The sequence below is a fragment of the Paenibacillus sp. 01T442 genome, from assembly GCF_056398345.1.
On the sequence record NZ_JBFTPF010000044.1, the window covers coordinates 1 to 22,179 of the forward strand.

General features: G+C 44.0%; 16 protein-coding genes. 11 read left to right on the forward strand and 5 right to left on the reverse strand.

Annotation, left to right across the window (positions count from 1 at the left end):
• A partial coding sequence (locus tag AC1DLM_RS24635) for a hypothetical protein (protein WP_477571444.1) occupies positions 1-254 on the reverse strand: 254 nt, incomplete at its 3' end.
• A gap of 238 nt (positions 255-492) precedes the next feature.
• On the opposite strand from AC1DLM_RS24635, the gene AC1DLM_RS24640 reads away from it, so the two are divergent.
• The 5 genes from AC1DLM_RS24640 to AC1DLM_RS24660 all read left to right on the forward strand — a co-directional run bounded on the left by AC1DLM_RS24640 (position 493) and on the right by AC1DLM_RS24660 (position 5,435).
• Complete coding sequence (locus tag AC1DLM_RS24640) at positions 493-1,476, forward strand: sugar phosphate nucleotidyltransferase (protein WP_477571445.1); 984 nt, start codon at positions 493-495, stop codon at positions 1,474-1,476.
• Positions 1,473-2,765 carry a UDP-glucose dehydrogenase family protein gene (locus AC1DLM_RS24645; RefSeq protein ID WP_477571446.1) on the forward strand — a complete coding sequence of 431 codons (1,293 nt, stop codon included), beginning with the start codon at positions 1,473-1,475 and terminating at the stop codon, positions 2,763-2,765. Before AC1DLM_RS24640 ends, AC1DLM_RS24645 begins: the two co-directional genes overlap by 4 nt.
• A gap of 27 nt (positions 2,766-2,792) precedes the next feature.
• Positions 2,793-3,746 carry an NAD-dependent epimerase/dehydratase family protein gene (locus AC1DLM_RS24650; protein WP_441991269.1) on the forward strand — a complete coding sequence of 318 codons (954 nt, stop codon included), beginning with the start codon at positions 2,793-2,795 and terminating at the stop codon, positions 3,744-3,746.
• Positions 3,747-4,256: 510 nt separating this feature from the next.
• Positions 4,257-4,799, forward strand: coding sequence for a hypothetical protein (locus AC1DLM_RS24655; RefSeq protein ID WP_477571447.1), 543 nt, complete (start codon positions 4,257-4,259; stop codon positions 4,797-4,799).
• A gap of 465 nt (positions 4,800-5,264) precedes the next feature.
• Entirely contained in the window at positions 5,265-5,435 is a 171-nt protein-coding gene (locus AC1DLM_RS24660; protein WP_441991267.1) for a hypothetical protein, read from the forward strand.
• Here the strand turns inward: AC1DLM_RS24660 and AC1DLM_RS24665 are convergent.
• The 3 genes from AC1DLM_RS24665 to AC1DLM_RS24675 form a co-directional block, all read right to left on the reverse strand.
• Entirely contained in the window at positions 5,420-7,294 is a 1,875-nt protein-coding gene (locus tag AC1DLM_RS24665) for an LTA synthase family protein (RefSeq protein WP_477571448.1), read from the reverse strand. The two genes, AC1DLM_RS24660 and AC1DLM_RS24665, sit on opposite strands and share 16 nt — an antisense overlap.
• Before the next feature lie 192 nt (positions 7,295-7,486).
• Positions 7,487-8,527 carry an S-layer homology domain-containing protein gene (locus AC1DLM_RS24670; RefSeq protein WP_477571449.1) on the reverse strand — a complete coding sequence of 347 codons (1,041 nt, stop codon included), beginning with the start codon at positions 8,525-8,527 and terminating at the stop codon, positions 7,487-7,489.
• Positions 8,528-8,675: 148 nt separating this feature from the next.
• Positions 8,676-11,993: a discoidin domain-containing protein gene (locus tag AC1DLM_RS24675; protein ID WP_477571450.1), complete on the reverse strand. Its 3,318-nt coding sequence runs from the start codon at positions 11,991-11,993 to the stop codon at positions 8,676-8,678.
• Positions 11,994-12,363: 370 nt separating this feature from the next.
• On the opposite strand from AC1DLM_RS24675, the gene AC1DLM_RS24680 reads away from it, so the two are divergent.
• The 6 genes from AC1DLM_RS24680 (at position 12,364) to AC1DLM_RS24705 (ending at position 21,443) form a co-directional block, all read left to right on the forward strand.
• Positions 12,364-13,683: an extracellular solute-binding protein gene (locus AC1DLM_RS24680; RefSeq protein WP_477571451.1), complete on the forward strand. Its 1,320-nt coding sequence runs from the start codon at positions 12,364-12,366 to the stop codon at positions 13,681-13,683.
• A gap of 72 nt (positions 13,684-13,755) precedes the next feature.
• The gene (locus AC1DLM_RS24685; protein ID WP_056613115.1) at positions 13,756-14,631 is read left to right on the forward strand and encodes a carbohydrate ABC transporter permease; all 876 of its coding nucleotides are present in this window, start codon (positions 13,756-13,758) and stop codon (positions 14,629-14,631) included.
• A 19-nt stretch (positions 14,632-14,650) separates the two neighbouring features.
• Positions 14,651-15,526, forward strand: coding sequence for a carbohydrate ABC transporter permease (locus tag AC1DLM_RS24690; protein WP_477571452.1), 876 nt, complete (start codon positions 14,651-14,653; stop codon positions 15,524-15,526).
• Positions 15,527-15,567: 41 nt separating this feature from the next.
• On the forward strand, positions 15,568-17,337 hold the full coding sequence (locus AC1DLM_RS24695) for a cache domain-containing sensor histidine kinase (RefSeq protein ID WP_477571453.1): 1,770 nt from the start codon (positions 15,568-15,570) through the stop codon (positions 17,335-17,337).
• Entirely contained in the window at positions 17,318-18,901 is a 1,584-nt protein-coding gene (locus tag AC1DLM_RS24700) for a helix-turn-helix domain-containing protein (protein ID WP_477571454.1), read from the forward strand. Before AC1DLM_RS24695 ends, AC1DLM_RS24700 begins: the two co-directional genes overlap by 20 nt.
• 31 nt (positions 18,902-18,932) lie before the next feature.
• Entirely contained in the window at positions 18,933-21,443 is a 2,511-nt protein-coding gene (locus AC1DLM_RS24705; RefSeq protein ID WP_441991259.1) for a beta-mannosidase, read from the forward strand.
• Positions 21,444-21,928: 485 nt separating this feature from the next.
• Here AC1DLM_RS24705 and AC1DLM_RS24710 read toward each other — a convergent pair whose 3' ends face one another.
• A complete protein-coding gene (locus AC1DLM_RS24710) occupies positions 21,929-22,075 on the reverse strand; it encodes a hypothetical protein (protein ID WP_477571455.1) in 147 nt (48 codons plus the stop codon).
• Positions 22,076-22,179 lie beyond the last annotated feature (104 nt).

Consider the following 22,179-nt stretch of genomic DNA (forward strand, 5'->3'; position numbering starts at 1 on the left):
TCTTCTTCTTCTTCTTCTTCTTCTTCTTCTTCTTCTTCTTCTTCTTCTTCTTCTTCTTCACCAAACGCTATCTTGGAACCATCAGCTAATTCAATCTCAACTTCATCAACTTCTGCCCAAGCGATGTCTTTCATTAAATCATTAATTTCTGTTAAATCAACCTTGTCTTTGTCACCGTTCTCAAACTCCAATGAGAGTTCTGTCACTTCAGGATGCGCTTTTAAATAACTGAGTAATTGTTCCAAACTTTCCAAAAAAATCATTCCCCTCGTCATAAATTAGAAACTTTAATGTCTCCCTGTATACTATGATATTTCCTACCTCATGCTTAGGCTCTTGATAGAGTAGATTGGCGGATTATGATTGTCCACTAGGAGATATTCCATGAACCTTATACATATCAGCTTATTTTCCCTGTGAATAGCCCTTACATTTCCATAATTTTCATCATAAATTAATAATGTCTTCATATAGACAAGGAGGTAAAAGCTTATGAAAGGATTAATTCTCTGTGCAGGCATAGGTACTAGACTCCAACCTTTTACTAATATAAAGCCTAAAGGTCTGCTTCCAGTGGCGAATAAACCCTTAATACATTATGGTATTGAAAAGCTAGTGGAATTAGGCATTCACGAGATCGGCATTGTAATCCGGCACAATCTTCACGCTATGTTTATGGAAGAAGTAGGTGCTGGCGAGAGGTGGAAAGTAAACATCACATATATTTTTCAAATTAATCCTTTGGGTATTTCAGACGCTGTAAAACAAGCCGAATCATTCATGAATAACGAACCTTTTATGCTGCTTCTTGGGGATAATCTGATTACGCAAGATCTTCATGGCTTATCTCACGCCATTACTCATGAGAACCATGATGCAGCCATTCTTCTCAGAAAAGTGACGAATCCAAAGCAATTTGGAATTGCCGAAGTGAATAAAGATCGCATTATTGGTCTGGAAGAAAAGCCTTCAGAGCCCAAGTCAGATCTTGCGGTTCTGGGGAGTTATGCATTTAAACCAAGTATATTTAAAGCTGTTCATGCAATCGCTCCCTCTGCCAGAGGTGAATACGAAATTACAGATGCCATTCAGTGGTTGATTCAACAACAATATTCGGTGTCTTATCAAACGACAGATAAAAATTTCTCCGATGTTGGAACTATGGAAGGCTGGCTAGAAGCGAATAGGTGGATGCTGAAGCAGTTAGACGAAGAAGGTTTGTTAACGACTCCAACAGATTACCCAGGAACTACGATAATCCCACCTGTATGCATCGCCCCTAGTGCTGAATTGATTAATTGTGTGATCGGACCTTACGTGACGATCGGACCCAATGTCAGACTTGAAAGTTGCACATTAGAAAACAGCATTTTGCTAGAGTACGCCATTCTTAATCCTAACCACTATCCAATGACGAACTCGATTATCAGTCCACAGTCGGTGTTTGTGCAAAAAGACGGAGGGTCAGGAAAATGAACATATTAATGATGGGTATGGGGTATGTAGGCGTTACAACTGGATTGGTATTTGCCGAACTGGGATGGCAAGTCACAGGGTTAGATACGGATACGAAGAAAGTAGAGGCATTATCTCAAGGCAATTTATCTTTTTATGAACCAGGGCTAGACCTTTTATTAAAGAAACACATTGAATCCGGTAAAATCAACTTTACGTCCTCTCCCGAGATGGGAATTCGTCAGAACGACATCATTTTCATATGTGTTGGCACACCCTCGGATAAAGATGGAAGCGCTGATCTTCAGGCAGTACGAGGAGCCGCCCAAAGTATTGGAACCTTCATGGATGACTATAAAATTATTACTGTGAAAAGCACAGTTCCCATAGACACAAACCGTAAATTAGCCCAGTGGATTAGAGAAGCTCAACTCCATCCCCACCCCTTCGATGTTGTTTCTAACCCTGAGTTCCTTCGGGAAGGCAGTGCCTTGTTTGATTCACTGAATCCGGATCGTATTATTATTGGAAGCGATAATGAGCAAGCCGCAAGTATCATTCAATCCTTGTATGATCGTATAGAAGCCCCCATTTTTGTGACTAAACCTCGAACAGCGGAATTGATCAAATATGCATCGAATGCTTTCTTGGCAACTAAAATTTCCTATGTCAATGAATTGGCAAGACTTTGCGAGTMGCTGGAGGTCAATGTCACCGATGTCACCAAAGGAATGGGCATGGACCAACGGATTGGCTCTCATTTTCTAAAAGCTGGGATCGGTTATGGCGGATCTTGCTTCCMGAAAGACAGCATGGCACTCTTATATACAGCGAAAGAGCAACAAGTTGAATTGAGTATCCTTGAACGAGTAGTTGCCGTCAATAACTCGCAGTCTTCACACTTTTTGAACATATGGGAACAAAAGCTTGGTGGATTCAAAGGTAAAACGATTGCGATTCTCGGCATTTCCTTTAAACCGAACACCGACGATTTAAGAGAAGCACCCGCACTTTCCATCATTCAACAATTACAGGATAAACAAGTGAACCTCAGAGTGCACGATCCCATTGCCAAGTTGCCTGAAGCTCTTCGCTCTGATCAGGTTCAACAATTCGAAACACTTGAGAACGCATTGCAGCATTGCGATGCAGTCATTCTTTGTTCGGAATGGAAACAATATCGGGAGGCAGACTGGCAGCAGTTAAAAGCGCTTATGAAAGATTATTATTTTTTTGATGGAAGAAATACGTTGATCGGTAAAGAAATGACCAAGCTAGGCTATGCTTACTATGGCATTGGAAATAGATAATTGCTCTAAGATGGGAGGTTTAATGGAATGAAAATACTCGTCACAGGAGCAGCTGGTTTTATCGGATCTCATCTATGTGAAAAGCTTCTCCAGGATCCTCGCAACGAAGTCATTGGATTGGATGCTTTGGTTCAGAAATCGCCAACCCCTGTCCCAGTTAGGGAATATAACCTGCGCTATTTACTGGTGCATGATCGATTCACATTCATTAACCAGGATTTATTACATGTTCAGTGGGAAGCGATTCTCCCCGGGGTAGATGTTGTCTACCACTTGGCCGGAATGCCTGGCGTGCGTTCTAGCTGGGGGGAAGATTTCAAAACCTACGTCACCAATAATATCGAAGCTACGCAAAGACTACTTGAAGGTTGTCGCACTTATCCCGTCAGTAAAATCGTGTATGCATCGACATCCTCCGTGTACGGCGAAAAAACGAATCAAGTGAATGAGGCCGCTACGACGGTGCCGCTCTCGCCATATGGGGTCACCAAACTGACTGGAGAGCAGCTCTGTAAGGTCTATGCTACGAAAGATGAGCTACCCATCGTTGTATTACGCTTCTTCACTGTGTACGGTCCTAGACAGCGTCCTGACATGGCGTTTCATCGTTTTATCCAGCATATTCGGCACAATAAGCCCATCCCGATCAACGGTGATGGACTCCAAACTCGCGACTTTACATTTGTTGGCGACTGCGTGGAAGCCATCGCAGCAACAGCCCATGCAGCGGATATCATTGGCGAAACCATCAATATCGGAGGCAAAGAACGTGCTTCTGTACTTGATTGTATCGCCATTCTTGAGGATCTTTTTGGCCAAAAAATAGACAGGCAATTTCTTGGCAAGGCCTCCGGAGAGCCTCGTCATACCTGGGCAGATATCAGTAAGGCACAATTACTGCTCGGCTATCAACCGAAAACCGATTTACGGACTGGATTACAAGCCGAAATCATGGATTTATCTCATACTCCTTATTTATAAGGTGACACACATCACATAAAACTGGATCTTCTACATGTAGACGTTTGTAGAAACATCCAGTTTTTCTGTTGAACACAGTACTCTTTCTCCGGGCTACGAGCCTCCTCTTCGCTCACGTTAGTCGATTTTATCGACGATCTCGGGGCCACAGGCCTCGAAATTCCCATGACCACTAATTAAATTCGAAATTTGGACAACAAATAGACGCATTTGACACTTCAAAATCCATTTTTTTGTAAATAAAGGTAAAAATCATTCATTTTAGATACAATCAAAACCAGTTATTAGAAAATATCAAATCTATTCCCCCTTCAAATCGTCACAATTACAAGCGTTTCCATCACTTTTGTTAACGAAAATCAGCATTTTCCTGCACAATCACGTGATCTCACGGTTGCATTTCCCACTCTTATCGTTTATATTTTTATCTTGCTGGCCATCCTAATTAGCATAGAATTCGGTTTATTTAACAATATAAGCCAGCAGATAAATAATGATGAGGTGTACCCAATGACATTGAAGAAAACAGCTGCAGGGCTACTTATACTAACGATGGCAGTTACAGGCGCTGCTTGTACTTCCAAAGATTCTACAACTTCTCCTACTCCTGCTGCGTCAGCAACTGCAGCTCCACAAGCAACAGCAGCAGTAACGCAAGATGCAACAAACATGAAAGGCTATATCGCTGCTAGAATTGCACGTGAAAAAGTAGATTACTTGTTCGCTGAAGCAAAATCAGCAGATGGCGCTTTCGTTGTTAATCCGATTGCTGCAACTGATAAAGAAACAGCTAAGAAGTTTCTTGCTAGCTACGTCGATGCCGCGATGCTCGATACTCTTGTGAATCATTATGTGACAGACACGAAGGCTGGTACAACATACGCAACGAACACCAAATCGTACTTCACTTCCAATATTTTAGAGACAAAAAAAGAGGAAATTACTTTCGATAAAGCTAACACGCCTGAGCTTGTGAAGTTCACAACGAAAGATGGCACTACCTATACAACGAAAAAAGTGAACGATAAATTCCTTCTTTCCGAAGTTAAATAAGCTTCTGCTCCATAAGTAAGCCCAGTCCCATGTATGTGGGCTGGGCTTTCGTTATATTTCATAAAGTGCATAACCCGTTTCATGCTAATTTAGATCATACTTCAACCCAACTACTCCAGCTACTTTACCTACTTCAGGATCTCAAACTAGCTAACTATTCTCCTTAAATTTTCAAATAAATGGAAAACCTACAGTTAAATTTCATCATTTCGGCGATTACAGAAGAATAACTGGAAAATACACAGCTAATATTGATGATTTTACTCAAAAATAATATAAACATACTAATTAACTACATATTTTACATCTAATTCAATTTCCGAACCCAAAAGCACTAAATTAGCTGTACTTTTTACAGTTAATCACACTCCCGCTGGGGAGGATGGCATGTTTGGCCCTGGATGACGAGGATCGGGAGAATAGCATGGTTGGCCCTGGATGGCATGGATCGGGAGGATAGCATGGTTGGCCGTAGATGACGTGGATGACGAAGTTCACGAAGATGACGTGGATAGCATGGATAAGGAGCATGGCGTGAAGAATGTGCGAGAAAATCGAATTCCCATACCTAGCCGCGCACAAAAAAGAGCTAAGCATCCGCTTAGCTCTTCTCATTTCATCTATTCCTCAAAATAATTGCTTTCATGCAGCCAATCCGCGATTTGGAACGATCGCAGAATATGATTTTTCTCCGCATCGCCCGGCTCACCGATGAGCGTGCCATTATTAAGAATAGTGAAATTCCGATTCGTATTCACGAGGATTTTGCCCATCGCGGTTGACTCGAATTTCGCTTTATCTACGCCCATCAGATAGGCAAGTGTAGGAAAGGTGTCGATTTGCCCGCCGATAGTGGGAATCTTCTCCCCTTCCATTCCTTTGCTGTAAATAATGAACGGGAGCTGCAGCGAATGCGTTCTCCAGGCTTCATTTTCTAAGGAAGGAATCGCGTCAACTTGGTCTTGATAGTACTTATGCACACCTGTATGATCCCCATATATCGCAACTACCGACTGATCTAACAAACCTAATTGATCCAACTTGTCTAGGAATGCACCAATCTGCTTGTCTGTGTAGTTGATTGCTTGAAAGTAAGCACCCATGATCGTCTTATCCAAGCTTGGATCGAGCTGAAGCGATCTCGTTTTCGCCGGTAAATCGAAGGGGCCATGGCTAGACAATGTAATGACATGCAGCATGAACGGGGATTGGACTTTTGCCATTTTGTCCCCAAGCTGACGGAGATAGGACTCATCTGATAAACCAAGACCGACAGTATCGTCTTCCTTATATTTTCGTAGATCCCAACTCGTTTGGTAACCGATATTATGATGGGCCTCAACCCAGTTCCAGCTGCCCGCAGGTTCCGAATGCGTGGAAATCGTCTGATAGCCCATACCTTCCATTAACTTTGGCAACGAATTATACGTGTTGGTTGGATACCGAAAGAAATTCGCACCCGATCGAATGGGAAACACGGATGTCGTCGTCATTAAATCACTATCTGAACTCGTCCCATTGTTAACCTGCTCATAAAATTGATTGAAATACAAGCTATTACCTAGTATACGGTTTAGGTTCGGCGTAATTTCCTGCCCATTCACCTTTTCACCAATAACGAAGTTTTCTAGCGATTCTACCTGGATGACAATGAGGTTCTTCCCTTGAAACATCCCTTGGTAGCTATTATCCGGAAGGCTTTCTGCGTTCCCTTTAAGCCACTCCTGCACCTCTGTACGATCTTGATCAGCAAGCTTGATACTATTCGATGCACCGAACAGCCGTATCCCATCATACAGATGATAGCCAATCGGTGACATATCTGACATGGATTGAAAAGGGGCCCAGCTCAGATTAAAGAACATCATCTCGCCTTTCGTCGTATTCTTAACATCAATACGATAGTGTTCGTAGGAAACAACACCCACAGCAAGGATAATCAGCAGAGCCGCCAGAATCGGCTGCCTTTTGTTTTCACGTCGACGCGATTGAATTGGTGTGTTTCTAAAGCGAAAAAGTGCAACAGCAGCAATCACCACAAGATCCACAAAGAACCATAAATCAAACGTGYGAATAAAGGTCCACAGATTATAATCGAGAGGATTAAATCCATTGGGATGAGCAAGGAAGCGAAGAGATAGAAACGCTGAATAAGCTCTGTAATACACTAAATCGCAAAACAATACTAAACTAAACAGCACCTGTACACAGATCAAATAGTTGCGACGGCCTCTTTTTTTGAAAAATAGTCCAAAGGCGACGACAAATACGATGAACATAAGATGCGACATGACAGGCGGAATGGTGAAATACATTTTGCCAATATTAATTCCCGCCATATCGGGTGCATGAAGAGCTGCCAGCAAGAGCTGGGACTTCCATAGAATTGCAAAGAACGTATACAAGGTCAGCTTCTCGCTACTCATGACCAATCGAAGAACATGCCCGATCGTGTCGCGGAAGGTCTTTCTTTTATAGGATGATAATTGCAGCAAAAACAGTTCACCTCATACTTCTTGATTTCAAGCCGATTTTCCMATTTTACCACAAGTTATTCGCGTATGTTGCTTAAAATATTGCAATCTACCGACAAGCAAAGCAATATGCCGCTCTCCACAAAAAAAAGAACCTGAGACGAGTGCCCCAAGGTTCTTTGAACTGCTACGTTCTCCCATAAAATCTAATCGTCACTTGATATAAGTTAACAAATTATAGATCAGAACTGCAGCCTGTGCACGATTCGTCGTATCCTGTGGAAACACTTGATTCGCGTAGCCATGTATCAGCCCTATTTTAACCAGCGTAGCAACACTTGTGAACGCATAATCAGATATCAGCGAGACGTCTCCAAATATCAATAGATCCGATTGTTCTCCTACCTGGGTAAGATGATTCGATACGCGTAATGCTCGATCTGTGAGCACCATCATATCTTCTCTTGTAATCGAAGCTTTAGGATGAAATTGATTCGCTTCGTCTCCTTGCACAATGCCCAAATTTCTTGCAATAGCTACTGGCTGTGCATAATAAGCATCAGCTTCAATATCATCAAATGGTTGGCCTACAGTCCCCTTCATGCCTAGAGCTCTCATCAAAAGCACAAGGAAATCCGCACGCGTCACCGCTGCTTCCGGACTGAACTGCCTCTCACCAGTGCCATTCACGATCCCTTTGGAAGCCAAATCTTCAATCGCCTCCACGGCCCAGTCGAAGGAATCAAGATCATCGAAAGCATATGGATGATGTATCGTAAGTGTGGATTTCGCATTTATTTGCTTCGTAAAGTTACCAAGTTTGGAATCTACAAGCTTCACACTGCTTAGTGTGAGTTCATTGTTCCCATTCTGGATCGCTTGAAAATGCAACTTGAATAGGGATTGCTCACCTTCTAATCCTTTCCCTTTTCCAACCTTTGTATGCGCAAGTTGAATATGTGAATCCTTCACAATCGGTGGTACAGAGAACCCAGGTGCATCGGATTTGGCATCTATGAATGTTAACCTTGTAGGATCATACTCCAAATTAATTTCGAAAGCATAGACATCAGTCAATTTTTGTCCCGAAATGACCACTTCAATGGTGTCACCATGATTCGGCATGAGTGTTGAAACCTTCATCGTAAATGTGCCTGATTCATCGGCCTCAGAGGCCCAACTGGTTGTAGGAAGAATCCAACTTATAAAGAGTACTAGTACAAAGCTTATTTTCATCCATTTTCGCAAAAACATGTTCGATGTCCTCCCTCAGCACTCTGAACTCAGAACGATTCATCCCCGTAAAATGAAGATCGCCCGCCATGAAACTATACGAAATGTATCATGACGGGCGATGCTGAATCTGCTTAACCTTACTTAACCCTTATTGAAAGAATGACACTTACTGTTGCAGAATGCGTTGTGCCACAGCAGCCAAATCAACCAGATCCACTTTGCCATCCCTGTTGAAGTCAGCTTTCTTGAACTGTGCCCAATCGATATCTGCGGATGTTTTGCCGTAAGCCGCTGCTACGTTTGCCAAATCTATGACGGAGAGTATGCCATCATTATTCAGATCTCCTGGATCGCCAACGTATTTCAGCGAGTCAAAGACATCTATAGCTTGTTGCAAATTCGCTATCGCTTGCGTCACTTGCGGTTTCGTAACCGCCACATTCGCAGCAACACTTCTTGCAGCGTCGATCGCAGTCTGCAGGGCAGCTTTCGCTCCTGGCGCGTATTGACCACTGCTATAACCTTCTGTTGCGGCATCATGCAAGGATTGCGCCGCATTGATCTTACTGTTTAGAATCGACAGATCGACGATCGCTTTCACCAGAATCACTTCCGATGCTGAGCCAAGGTTCGTTGCCGTCTGCAAATCAGCTAAGGCAAGACTGTCTAATACGATCGTTGTGGACACATCGTCACTGGGCGCTAACGCTTTCCAATGTAGTAACATCAACGGTCCGTTGACATCACCACCAGCCAAATTCGCTGTCAGGATGCGTATATGTCCTGCTCCAACCTTTTGCCCAATGATCGTAATGGCAGGATTTAATGATTCCACCGAGTCAAATTCAAGCAATCCAGCGTCATAAGACAATTGAATATCTTGTGCATACACACTGGAAACAACATCAGACAAATTAATCGTCGTCTCAAAGGATTGCCCGCTTGTGACTGTCGTAGGTCCCTCTATGGAAGCTGATGCAGGTACGGAACCGTACACTCTCACTTCATGAACAGACCACCAGCTGGAATTCGTTCCTGTTTGAACAACTTTGAAGAATCTCGTCACCTGTGGAGCAAAGTCAATGGTGATTAGCTTGTTGCTACCCACTCCTGTGGCGATCGGACTGCCCCAAGTTACACCATTATTGGATACGTATAACGCATAACCCCGTGCATAGTCATTATTGCTGCCTGTAGAATCCAACTCAATACTATTGATACTTGTAGGTACCTTCATATCAATGGTGAACGATTGCTCTGGCGTTGGCGCCATCGGTTTGCCTGCGCTCCAGCGCGTACCCATATCACCATCTATGAGATGAGCTGCTGGATCCGCTGATGTCGAGGTTGCTGTCCATGCAGAGCGATCTAAGGCTCTCTTAGGCGTTGTTACACTTAACGCCGCACTTAACGCGGAAACATTGTTTCCACCATCTTTGGCTTTCACCGTGTAGCTGTAAGTTGTCAGTGGTTTTACCGTAGTGTCCAGATACTCAGCCGTAGTTGTGTGGCCAATGAGCGTCCCATCACGATAAACATCATAACCGGTGACATTGAGGTTATCTGTCGATGCTGTCCATCCAATTTTGACACGATCATGTGCCGCAGTCTCTTTGAGGACCAAATTAGTAGGGACGCTCGGTGCTTCCGTATCCCCAGCATCTGTCCCGTAGAAGTTAATCGTTTGTCTTTGAGCGCTGCCTGATGTCCCGTACACACGACCGCCGATACCATTAATAATGTGTGTGATTTCACTGCCCGCTTTACCATTTAACCAAATAGTCGTCGCATGATGAATTTTGACGCCTGCCGTATTCGGCACTTCGATGGCATTCTCCAGCTTCACCGCTGCATCTCGGAAATAAGAATACACCCCAAGTCCCCAAGCTTCATGGGTCGTAACGGTATCAGCTACTTTATAAGAGGCATATCCATTCTTGCTTCCATCCATCCAAGCCGCTTGATTCGGAACATCATATGGAATCTCGGACTGATAGAAGTAAACGCGACCGCCGTTCCCATTCCATAGGGTTTGATACTCATTATGATGCTCATTAAATAAACCATATAGAGTAACATCATCACCATTCACGATAAGACCATTGGTCGAAACATTCTCTGTCCAACCTGCACCTGCACCGTGGTCTGCGCGCCACATCCAGAAATGATCACCAATGATGTCATCGCTGTTAATGGTCATTTGCGCTTTATTTTCACCAACAACGGCTCCGCCAGTACGGAAGAATAAGTCATGCAACGAGGTTGGGTTAGCTGCGTGATCTAATGAACTGCCCGTTGGTCCGACTTCTAATAACGACGAGGTTGCATTTGGTCCCGCCTCATACAGCAATCCGGCCAGCTTCACGCCATCCACATCAGCAATTGTCATCGCTGGCTTATCTGTCGTTGGAATGAGTGTCGGCATCCCGATGCCCAGCACAACTGTATTCGCATTATTGATACGAATTGTATCATCAATGTGATAAATTCCTGGCGTAAAGAGCAAATTCTTGCCATTCGCCAAAGCAGCATTGATATTCGTAGCACTTGTTGTTGCGGGCACATCTGCACGTACAATATAGAATTGATCAATACTAATGGAATTACCTGGTGTTGCGCCATTTGCCCAGCTTGCACCTTGCGTATTCTGAGAAAGTGACGGGACGAATACTTGATATTCATTCGCGTTATTGATATAGAGATACGGCTTCTCTCTTATGACTGGCGTCTTCTCGACTACTGTATAAGGCGGATCCGGAAAGTTTCCAGTTGGCGTATTCTTGTCACCGACGAACACCATGTTCCAAACCCCGTTGGACCAACTCGACCACTGACTGTTTCGCGAGAACCATTGTTGTTGTGAAGCCGGTGTAACTTGACCATCTACGATGGAGTCCGCGAGGAAACCGCCACTTGCCCATCCAGCTCCCCACCCTGAATCAAAATCGAACAAATTTAATTTCCCTTTAATATGTAAACGCCTTAGTGGTGCCGCTTGTGAAACCGCGATTTGCGTTGTCCCTGCTGAGAAGTGGGCTGGCGCTGGCGGTGTATAATTGAAAGTCGGATTAATGCTCAGATTCTCTATCCCCCGCCAAAAATTACGTGTCGCATTCCCATTATCCCAATCCGCATTCACATTCAGTCCGCCATTGATCAGCACATCATCTGGATTGAGCCCGAGCCCTGAAGCTTGTGTGTTAAACCCAATAAAGTAATTGCCATTATACGTTCCCGGTTTAAAAAGAAAAGCATCTCTTTCCGTACCAAATTCATTGGATTCCTGTCTTGTGAATACCGCATTCACAGCACTCTGAATGTCCGCTGCAGGCATATCAGGATCAAATACATACACATTTGGACCAAAGATCGATGAATTGGCATCACCGATTGGTGTTGCTGCACTCGAAACTCCAGGACTCCACAAACTAAGAACGATAGCCATCATCGATACGGATGAAACCATTTTTTTCAAACTACGCATTGTATACCTCCCTTAGATTAGAAACGATCTATCCTGCTCCACATTCCATTGGTAAGCGATTACATAATTGCTCCGATCACCCTCTCGTCTTACAAAGTAGGATGCTGACTCGTAGTTGGTATCTCCATCATAGAAAAATATGGATCTTAATGAAAGCGGTAAACTTAAGAAGATTAGGAGAGTTACTTAAGGTATTGGGATATTTTAACTATAACGACGACCTTGCCTTATTCTACCTTACTTATGGATATGCTGAAGAATAGCAGGTCGATATCCGATCATTTTCTACCCTGGTCCTTATCCTGTTCACCTTACGAAACATCCGAAAATCCTTAGAATGAAGTAGAGTCAATCAATCAGGAGGTCGAACATGAAAAAACTAACACTTATCTCTACAGCTTTACTTGCAACAACCGTTCTTGTATCCGCATGTGGAAATGGCGAAGAAGCTGCTCCCGCAGATAAAGGCACATCCGGCGAGAAAGTAAAGCTTACCATTTGGCACAACTGGTCTGGTCAAGATGCGAAAGCTGTTGCTATGCGTAAAATTCTAGATGATTTCCAAGCTCAAAATAAAGATATCACTTTGGAAATTGAAGGTCTTCCAACCGACGGTTTGAAAACGCGACTGAAGACCGTTGCAGCAGCMAATGAAATGCCTGACTTATTCGTGATGTGGCCAGATGCGATGACGAAGGAATTCGTTAGCGGTAACTTGCTCCAACCGATTAATGAGTTCTTGGATAGCAAGCCAGAATGGAAAAACAATTTCATTCCAGGCGCTTTAGACGGATATACGGTAGATAGCAAAATCTATTCCGTACCTATGAACTTATCTCCAACTTCCTTTATTTACTACAATAAAGCGCTACTTGATCAGTATCATGTTGCTGTTCCAAAAACGTKGGATGAGCTTATGGCAGCTGTCAAAACGTTCAACGACAACAAAATCATCCCAATCGCGCTTGGTAACAAAGCAAACTGGGCTGCCCAATCCACGATTTTCAGCGGACTTGCTGATCGTATGACGGGTTCCGACTGGTTCCTTAAAGCTGCTAAGCAAGATGGCGTGAAGTTTACAGATCCTGAATTCATCCAAGCTTTGAAAAAGCTGCAAGAGCTAAGCAATGCCAAAGCATTCCAAGATGGCTTCAACAGTATCGATCAAAACCAAATGAGACAACTGTTCTATCAAGGTAAAGCAGCGATGTTCATCGATGGTGGATGGGCGATGGCTGACGTCGTTCAGAATGCACCGAAAGATTTGCTTGCCAACACCCATATCGCTCTAATGCCATCCATTGCAGGTGGAAAAGGTGATCCTCAATCCACTTCTGGTGTAGTTGGTACTGGACTTGGCGTTAGTAAGAAACTTACTGGGGCTAAAAAAGAAGCCGCTCAAAAATTGTTCTATGCACTATCTGGTCCTGATGGTCAACAAGCAACGCTGAACAGCTCCACTTTGGTTAGCTACAAAATTGATCTTGATCCTTCCAAAGCAAACCCGTTATTCGTTGAACTCAATGACCTTATGAAAACAACGAAAATCACACCGGTTTATGATGCTAAACTAAGCTCCGCTGCAGTTGAAGTTATCAATAATGGTCTACAAGAGCTTCTAATGGGTGGAAGCCCCGAAGCGATTGCTAAGAAAATTCAAGACTCACAAGCTGCTTCACTAAGTAAATAATACGTTATCACAACCAGCCCTCCACATCTGTGGCAGGGCTGGCTAATTTCATACATGAAGGAAGTGAGATTGATGAATGCTGCTTACGTCCGCAGGTTTGTTTTTATGAGCCTTGCCCCTGCGATACTTGTTTATGCCTTATTTGTGTTTGTCCCCGTTCTCTGGTCAGGCTACTATAGCTTCTTCGACTGGAAAGGTATTGGTACGGCGAAATTTATCGGTTTGAAAAACTATGTAGAAATTATTCATGATCCTATTTTTTGGACATCCTTAAAGAATAACTTAATTTTTCTTGTTGTTGCTGTGCTCGGCCAGCTGCCAGTTGCTCTTATCCTGGCCATTCTGCTGCATAAAAGCAATGCGCTTCAACGGTTCATCCGTTCTGCCGTCTTCGTTCCGATGGTCATGTCCTCGGTCGTTATCGGAATGATCTGGCAATATATTTATCATCCGCAAATCGGAATTCTGAACCTTCTCCTAGAGAAGCTAGGTTTAGAATCTTGGAAGCTGCAATGGTTATCAGATCCTAAGATCGCTATCTTCGCATTAGCTCCTCCTCTGATTTGGAGTTTTGTCGGTTTGTATCTCATTATTTTCATCTCTGCTTTTCAAAATATTCCTGGTGAAATTCACGATGCTACGCAAATCGATGGCGCTGAAGGAGCACGTAAATTATTCTCCGTTACGCTGCCGATGATGTGGAGTACGGTTCAAATTGCCATTATCCTATGTATTTCTGGCAGCTTGAAATCCTTCGATCTCGTATATGTCATGACCAAGGGCGGACCCGCTCACGCTACTGAGCTCCTTGCTACGTATATGTATAATTCAACTTTTTCCTCATACCGATATGGATTTGGCAGCGCCATTTCGACAACAATCGTCTTGATCTCCCTTATTTTCATTGGGATTAGCCAATGGGCCACAAGTCGTAAATCCAAAGTATAACGAAAGGAGGAAGCTGACTATGTCTTCAATTCCCATTCAAGTAAAATCAACTGCGACAACTCGCAAGTTCTCGTTTCAAGTATGGAAACAAGGCGCACTATGGACGTTCTTAACCCTGTATGCGATTCTCACGCTTTATCCATTGTTTTGGCTCGTTATTTCCTCATTTAAAACGAATAGTGAATTCTTTAACCATCCGTTCGGATTGCCCCAAGTATGRAAATTCTCGAATTACGTAACCGCATGGCAAGCATCCAAAATGGGTACGGCTTTTCTCAACTCGGTTATCGTCTCGCTGGTCTCACTGGCACTTACGTTATTTTTGAGTTCCCTCGCCGCGTATGTGCTTGCCAGAATTAAATTCCGTTTCAAAGGCATTATCCTAGCATTTTTCGTCATCGGGATGCTCATTCCCATTCATAGTACATTAGTCCCCTTGTTTATTCTCATGAAACAAATTGGACTATTGAATACGTACTGGGCACTTATCTTACCTTACACGGCTTTCGCATTACCGACGGCCATCTTCGTTCTTACAGCCTATTTGGCTTCCGTACCGAAAGAAATCGAAGAAGCTGCCTATATTGATGGAACGAGACTTTGGGGCGTATTCTGGCGTATTATGCTGCCAATCTCACTGCCAGCCCTTTCAACAGTCGTCATCCTGAGCTTCTTGCATTTCTGGAATGACTTCTCGTTCGCACTTGTTTTTATTAGCAAAAGCAGTTTAAAAACGTTACCGTTAAGCATCGCTAATTTCGCTGATGGCTACCAAACGGATTACGGCTTAACGCTCGCCGCTATGACGATCGCTGTTATTCCGACAATTGCCGTGTACTTAGCCTTCCAAGAGCAAGTTATGAAAGGGATGACCGCGGGAGCTGTAAAAGGCTAATTGATCAACGATCCAGACAACGAGTTAGGAGATGACACCTGTTGCGCGAGTGGTTCGGCTATTCTTTACAGCGTAAGCTATCCTTCATTATGCTTGTCACAACATTAATCCCCCTCTTGTTTCTGGGTACTTTCGCTTTTACAACATCATCGGATATTACCAAAGAAAAGGCGCAGCAAGCAGGCTTGAATTCACTCGCTCAGATGGATGCCAAATTTCAATTCATTCTGAAAGATGTTGAGAATATTTCTATTTTTCTGATTGGGCAACGGGATATTCAATCGTATTTGAAACGAACTGATGAGAACTTGGATGCGCAAGCACAAATCCTTGGGTTAATGACGAATCTGGTGTACACCAAGGATTACATTTCAAATATCACCATTTATCCCAGCAATAACACGATGCCTCTCTCTACCTCTACGATCTACAATTCGAGTTTGGATCAAGAGATCGCCATCAAACAGATAACAGATAAGTTGTGGACGGGCTTATATCACATTGAGAATTATTTGGGGAAACGACAAGTATTTTCCTTTATACGACCCGTACGCGCTATGAATACCTTTCAAACACTTGGTTGGTTATCGATCAGTGTGGATGAGCAAGTGTTTTCTCGCATTTGGTCCGTTCCACAGTTAGCTGATGGCCAAGGTCAAGTTGCTTTGTTAAATGATCGGAATGAAATCATGTCTTCAACCACCAAGAGTTGGCTGTCACAAGAAGCCGATAGCTTGTTCCCTGGCATAAGGGATCGCGTTCGCGGCTTTTCTTCCGGGGTATGGACGTCAGGCACCGGGAACACTCAACAGAGCATTTTATTTTATCGAGAACCAATGATCAACTGGACGATTGTTGGCATTATTCCGTCAAAGCTATACAGTGCGCAGAATCGGTACATTTTGCAATTAACAGCCGTTGCTGTGGCGCTTTCCGTCCTTACCAATGTGTTTCTCACCATATTCGTCATTCGTAAGGTCACCACGCCTCTCGGATCGCTAACCCGACTGCTAACCAAAATCAATCCTGATGAACCTTTACCCCACTATCCGGTGTACACATCAGATGAAATTGGGCGACTAGCTGGCAGCTACAATTTGTTAAGCACACATATTGAGGCCTTGAAGAAGCAGCTCATCCACAATGAAACACGCAAAAAAGAAGCAGATATGCGGGCATTGCAAGCTCAAATCAATCCGCATTTCCTCTATAACACGCTGTCCTCGATTCATTGGATCGCTTTGCTCAATGAAGAGAATCGCATAGCCGAGATGGTCGGTGCCTTAAGTGACTTCTTGCGTTTCAGCTTGAATAAAGGCAAAGAATATTGCAAGGTCTCGCAGGAGCTAGCCCATATTCGCAACTATGTGCAGGTTCAATCCATCCGTTTTCCAGATGAATTTACCGTGGATTACGTGGTAGACGCCCGACTTAGCGAAACGATCATGCTGAAATTGCTGCTTCAACCATTGGTTGAAAATGCGATGATTCATGGTATTCAAATGAAAGAGGAAAGAGGTGTTATTTCCATTTATGTTGAGCTAAAGGGCAATTCGATGTATGTCAAGGTGATGGATGATGGCATCGGGATGACGGAAGAACGGCTGCGCGAAGTCACTGAAAGTTTATACCCTACTGAGGGCATGGAAGCTAACGATGCCAGTTATGGGCTGCGTAATGTGCACGAGCGACTGCAATTGCATTACGGGCTTGATTCGGGGATTAAGATCGAGAGTCGATTAAATGAAGGTACTTGCGTGTCATTTGTGATCCCAGTTTTGGAGGATAACCATGAAAATCTTGATCGTTGATGACGAGGTCATCATCCGAACAGGCTTGGCCAAAGTCATTAATTGGAAAGAGATCGGACTCGAGCTGCTTAAACCAGCCGTTTCGGCCGAAGAGGCGCTTCGCCGCATGCCTGAGGAACGTCCGAACATTTTATTAACGGATATCCGCATGAAGCATATGAATGGGTTAGAACTTGCCCTTAAAGCGAAAGAAATCATCCCCGATATCGAGACAATTATCTTATCTGGGTACGATGATTTCATGTATACACAGCAAGCGATTCGGCAAGGTGTCAGCGACTATCTCTTGAAATCGAGTCGTCCTGAAGAGATTATGAAAACCGTCCTCCAAGCCAAACAGCGTATTGAAGATAAATGGAAGCATCTCAATCAGGATCAATACAAGAACAAAGAAGTTCGCAATCGATTGTTTGAACGCTGGATCATCGAGGGGGAAGCCGCCGCTGTCGATGCAGCTATGCTGCCGGACTATCTTCCTCTCTTATTTCGCTCACATGAGCATGAGCAACCCAAATTTCAAACCTACGTGGTTACCGCTGAAGGATGGGGAGAAACAGCATCGGAAATTTCTCTGCTGCTTTTCGCCGTTGACAATATGCTGCACGATATCTTGCAATGTGAAACGTTGATTTACAGGCAGCGCATTGTCGTGGCGCTTCCCAAAACAAGCGCATCCGACTTCTTCGATCATCCTGATTCTGCGAAGCAAAAGATCGAGCGGCTGCTCAAATGCAAAGTCAGTATATCCGTCGGCGAGGTCGTTCAGCAACAGTCCGATTTATATAAATCGTATGTCACGGCGGACTATGCCTTTAGCTATAAACATCACCTAGATGAATCTATTCTGATTTATACAGACATTGTTAGGCGTAAAGGTGGCAAAACTGTCTGTACGCACGAGGAGGAGCTAGAGCTCTCTTCGATCCTGTTGGAGGACGACTCCGTTGCATTGAAGAACTGGGTTCAGCGCTATTTGCAATCGGAACTGAGCGACCCGCACATGACGATCGAATCCCTTGAATCATTGGTCCGTTCAGCTGCCMTGTCTGCTCATCGTTGGCTGGAACGTGTATTAACTGCAACGGGACGACAAGGCGCACTGGATGGTCAAAATATCGCCTTCATCGTCAAACGGGATATTGTACTGAAGGATGCCTTATTCCAATATTTGTTGACCCTTATGGAGCTGTATCATCATCGATTAGGTAACGGACAAGCCACACATACACAGAAAGCTATGGCCTACATCCATGAGAATTTGGGGAAAGATATTGGCTTACAGCAGGTTGCTAAATATGTGCATCTGCATCCGAATCATTTAAGCGAAGTGTTTAAAAAGGAAGCCGGCATTACGTTTGGTGACTATGTGACACGACAAAAAATTAATCGTGCCATGGAAATTCTAACCGTATCCCCTGCCAAAATAGCCGATGTCGCAAGCTCCGTCGGATTTGAAGATATTAAATATTTCAGTCAAGTGTTTAAGAAATTCACTGGCAAAACGCCGAGTGAGTTCCGGGAGGAAGCAGTCCTTCACCCTGCTGCTCCACCTCCAAAGTTTTAACAATATCATGGTCTAAGAGGAGAAATCACAGATGGAACTATCAGGATTATGGCGATTGCAGCAGTTCGAAGTAGAACAAGTTCGGCCACTTGAAGTCGCGGCAGCATGGTTAGACGATCGTTTCTGGATTACAGCGAAAGTTCCCGGGGATGTCCATTCCGCCCTCATTGTACGAGAGTTGATTGAGAATCCGTATTTCGGTCACAATGATGCGAAAAGCCGTTGGATCGAGCAAAAAGAATGGTGGTACCGCCATTCCTTCAATTACTCGTTAGGGCATGGAAACGATGAGAAAGAAAAGCATGAATTAACCTTTGAAGGTCTTGATACGTTTGCTACGATCTATGTGAATGGCAAAGAAATCGGAACAACGAACAACATGTTGATGGCACATACCTTCGATGTTACACGCGTCATTCAGGATGGTAAAAATTCAATTGCCGTTAAATTCGATCCTTTGCATTTACATAACAAGGATAAAGAATTATTCCAATGGTCCTCGTATACGAAAGAGCGCCCTTGGCTCCGCAAAGCTGCGATGAACTTTGGCTGGGACTGGGGTCCACGTATGGTCACTGTAGGGATCTGGGGCAAAGTATTTATTGAACGATACCGCCGCGCGAAGCTGGACAGTGTTTTTGCAAGAACGCGCACGATTCGTGATACGCAAGCTGAAGTCCAAGTCGATGTCGACGTGACTACACTTCGCAAAGGAGTACAAAAGTCGTGTGACATTCGTTTAGTGGACGCAGCTGGTCAAGTTGTTGCTTCGGCGCAAGGGAATGTGCAGTCATCTGAATCGTTTATCTTACAAGTCGCTGATCCCCAACTTTGGTGGACACACGACCTCGGTAAGCCTTACTTGTACGAGCTGGAAGTTGTTCTCTATGCAGACGGTGAGCAAGTTGATGCGTATCGCAAACCAATTGGTATCCGTACGATTGAGCTGAAAGTAAAGGATGCGGAAGGTCAGAATGCCTTTGCTTTTGTACTCAATGGTGTCAAACTATTCGCCAAGGGTACGAACTGGATCCCAGCGGATCACTTCATCGGAAGTATTCCCGATCAACGCTATCGAGACTTAATTGATTTATCGGTTACTTCGAATCAGAACATGCTGCGCGTATGGGCTGGCGGCATCTATGAGAAGGATGTCTTTTATGAGGAGTGCGACAAGCGTGGTGTTCTGGTTTGGCAGGATTTTGCCTTCGCGAATGCGTTGTTCCCTGATTTCAACCGTGACTTCATGGAGAATGTCCGGAATGAGGTTATTTATAACATCAAACGTTTGCGCAATTATACGTCCCTAGCTTTGTGGTGCGGGAATAATGAAATTGACTGGCTGTATGATATGAAATCCGCTGGCGGTGACATCAACTGTCCATTCTATGGGGAAATCATTTATCACGAGTTGATTCCTGATGCACTTGAGCTGCTCGATGACAGTCGTGCCTACTGGCCATCTTCCCCATTTGGCGGCAATGATGCCAACGATCCTGATGTCGGCGACCGCCATAACTGGCAAGTATGGCATGGTTCCGTGTATCCGCGTCAATTCGGTGATGTGCCTTTGCTTGATTACAGTATTCAAGGCGTCACGTTCAAAAATTACAAAAAAGACTTCACTCTCTTCAGTAGCGAATTCGGTATGCACGCCTCTGCCAATCGTTACACGTTGGAGAAAAATATTCCAAATGGCCAATTCTACTGGAACAGTGTTGAGATGGCTTATCGCAACAAAGATACCAATCACCAAAAGGGTATTCTCCTTATGGAAGGATATACAGGTATTCCGACCAACATTGAGGAATATATGAACTTCTCCATGCTGACACAAGCCGAAGGCTTGAAGTATGGTATTGAGCATTATCGTCGGAACAAGCACCGCACGAGCGGTTCCCTCATCTGGCAATTGAACGATAGCTGGCCAGGCACGAGCTGGTCGCTCATTGATTATGAATTATTGCCTAAGGCTTCGTTCTACTATGCGAAGAAGTTCTATCACCCGTTGCTGCTCTCGATCGATCATGAGCCTGGGCAGGACTTGAACGTATGGGCTGTCAACGATACGTTGGCTGCGTTACAAGGGCAAGTTCACGTAACGGTTTATAACTTCGCCGGGGAGATCGTGTTTACGCATGGGTTCGATGCTGCCGTGGCGGCGAACTCTGCGATCCAGCTGGGAAGTTTGCCAGAGGCAGCGGTCTTAAATGGAGCATCCGCGGAGCAGGTTGTTGTCCGCGTTCACACGTCCGACTGGGCTGCGCCCGATAATCTTCATTATCTGCGCGACCAGAAAGATCTTCAGTTCCCTGCGACTTCGCTCAGCGTGAACGTCGATGTAGAAGCGCAAGCTGTGCATATTACCGCTAATGGTGCACATGCGCGGATGGTGAAACTGGATCTGCCACAGGGTAACATTCGCTTCAGCGACAACTTCTTCGATCTGCGTGCCGGTGAGCAAGTGACAGTTGAGATTAGTGATCCTACGGGGGATAAGGTTGATTTGAGTCGTTTGCGTGTTAGTGCGATTAACGGGTGAGGAAAATTGCGGATGAGAAATGCTGAAAACTGCTACAGAGAATCAATTGCTCATGATCTTCTGATTTCATGATTGGATTACGAAAAAACTGCTTATTTGCAGTTTTTTCTTTTTTACGTGCAAAGCTCCGTCAAAGCTGCTTTATTGCAGTTTTGGCGCAGCTTTGAAGTTAAATACCCATATACCCATACTAAAAAGAAATAAGCATGCCTTACTTCTACTTAATACCTACTTCTGCTACCTATGCATCAACCGTCTGCCTTTTCTCAGACGCAGCAAACAAATTAATGGATTTTATGTAGCTATTTTTGCTCATTTTGTCCATTTAAGAGCATTAGATGGATTTCCTACAGTTAATTTCTTCCAAAATCCACTAAAACTCCAATCTTGCTCAATTTAACTGTAGGTTATCCATCTATTCAATAACTCCCAACCGTTACGGCAAAATTAGCTGTACATTTTACATCTATTTGAAAGCTAGCTACTCAACTGAGCACTACTTCTACTTCTACTTCTACTTCTACTTCTACTTCTACTTCTACTTCTACTTCWACTTCTACTTCTACTTCTACTTCTACTTCTACTTCTACTTCTACTTCTACTCTTGCTCCTACTCCCCCAACTCTACTCACAATCAACATATCATGGTAAAAAGAACATCCCCCTCAAGCGCGCGATACTCGTGAAGAGCTCCGCATCCTGGAGGATATCCGATTTCCCTATCTCTTACTTTACT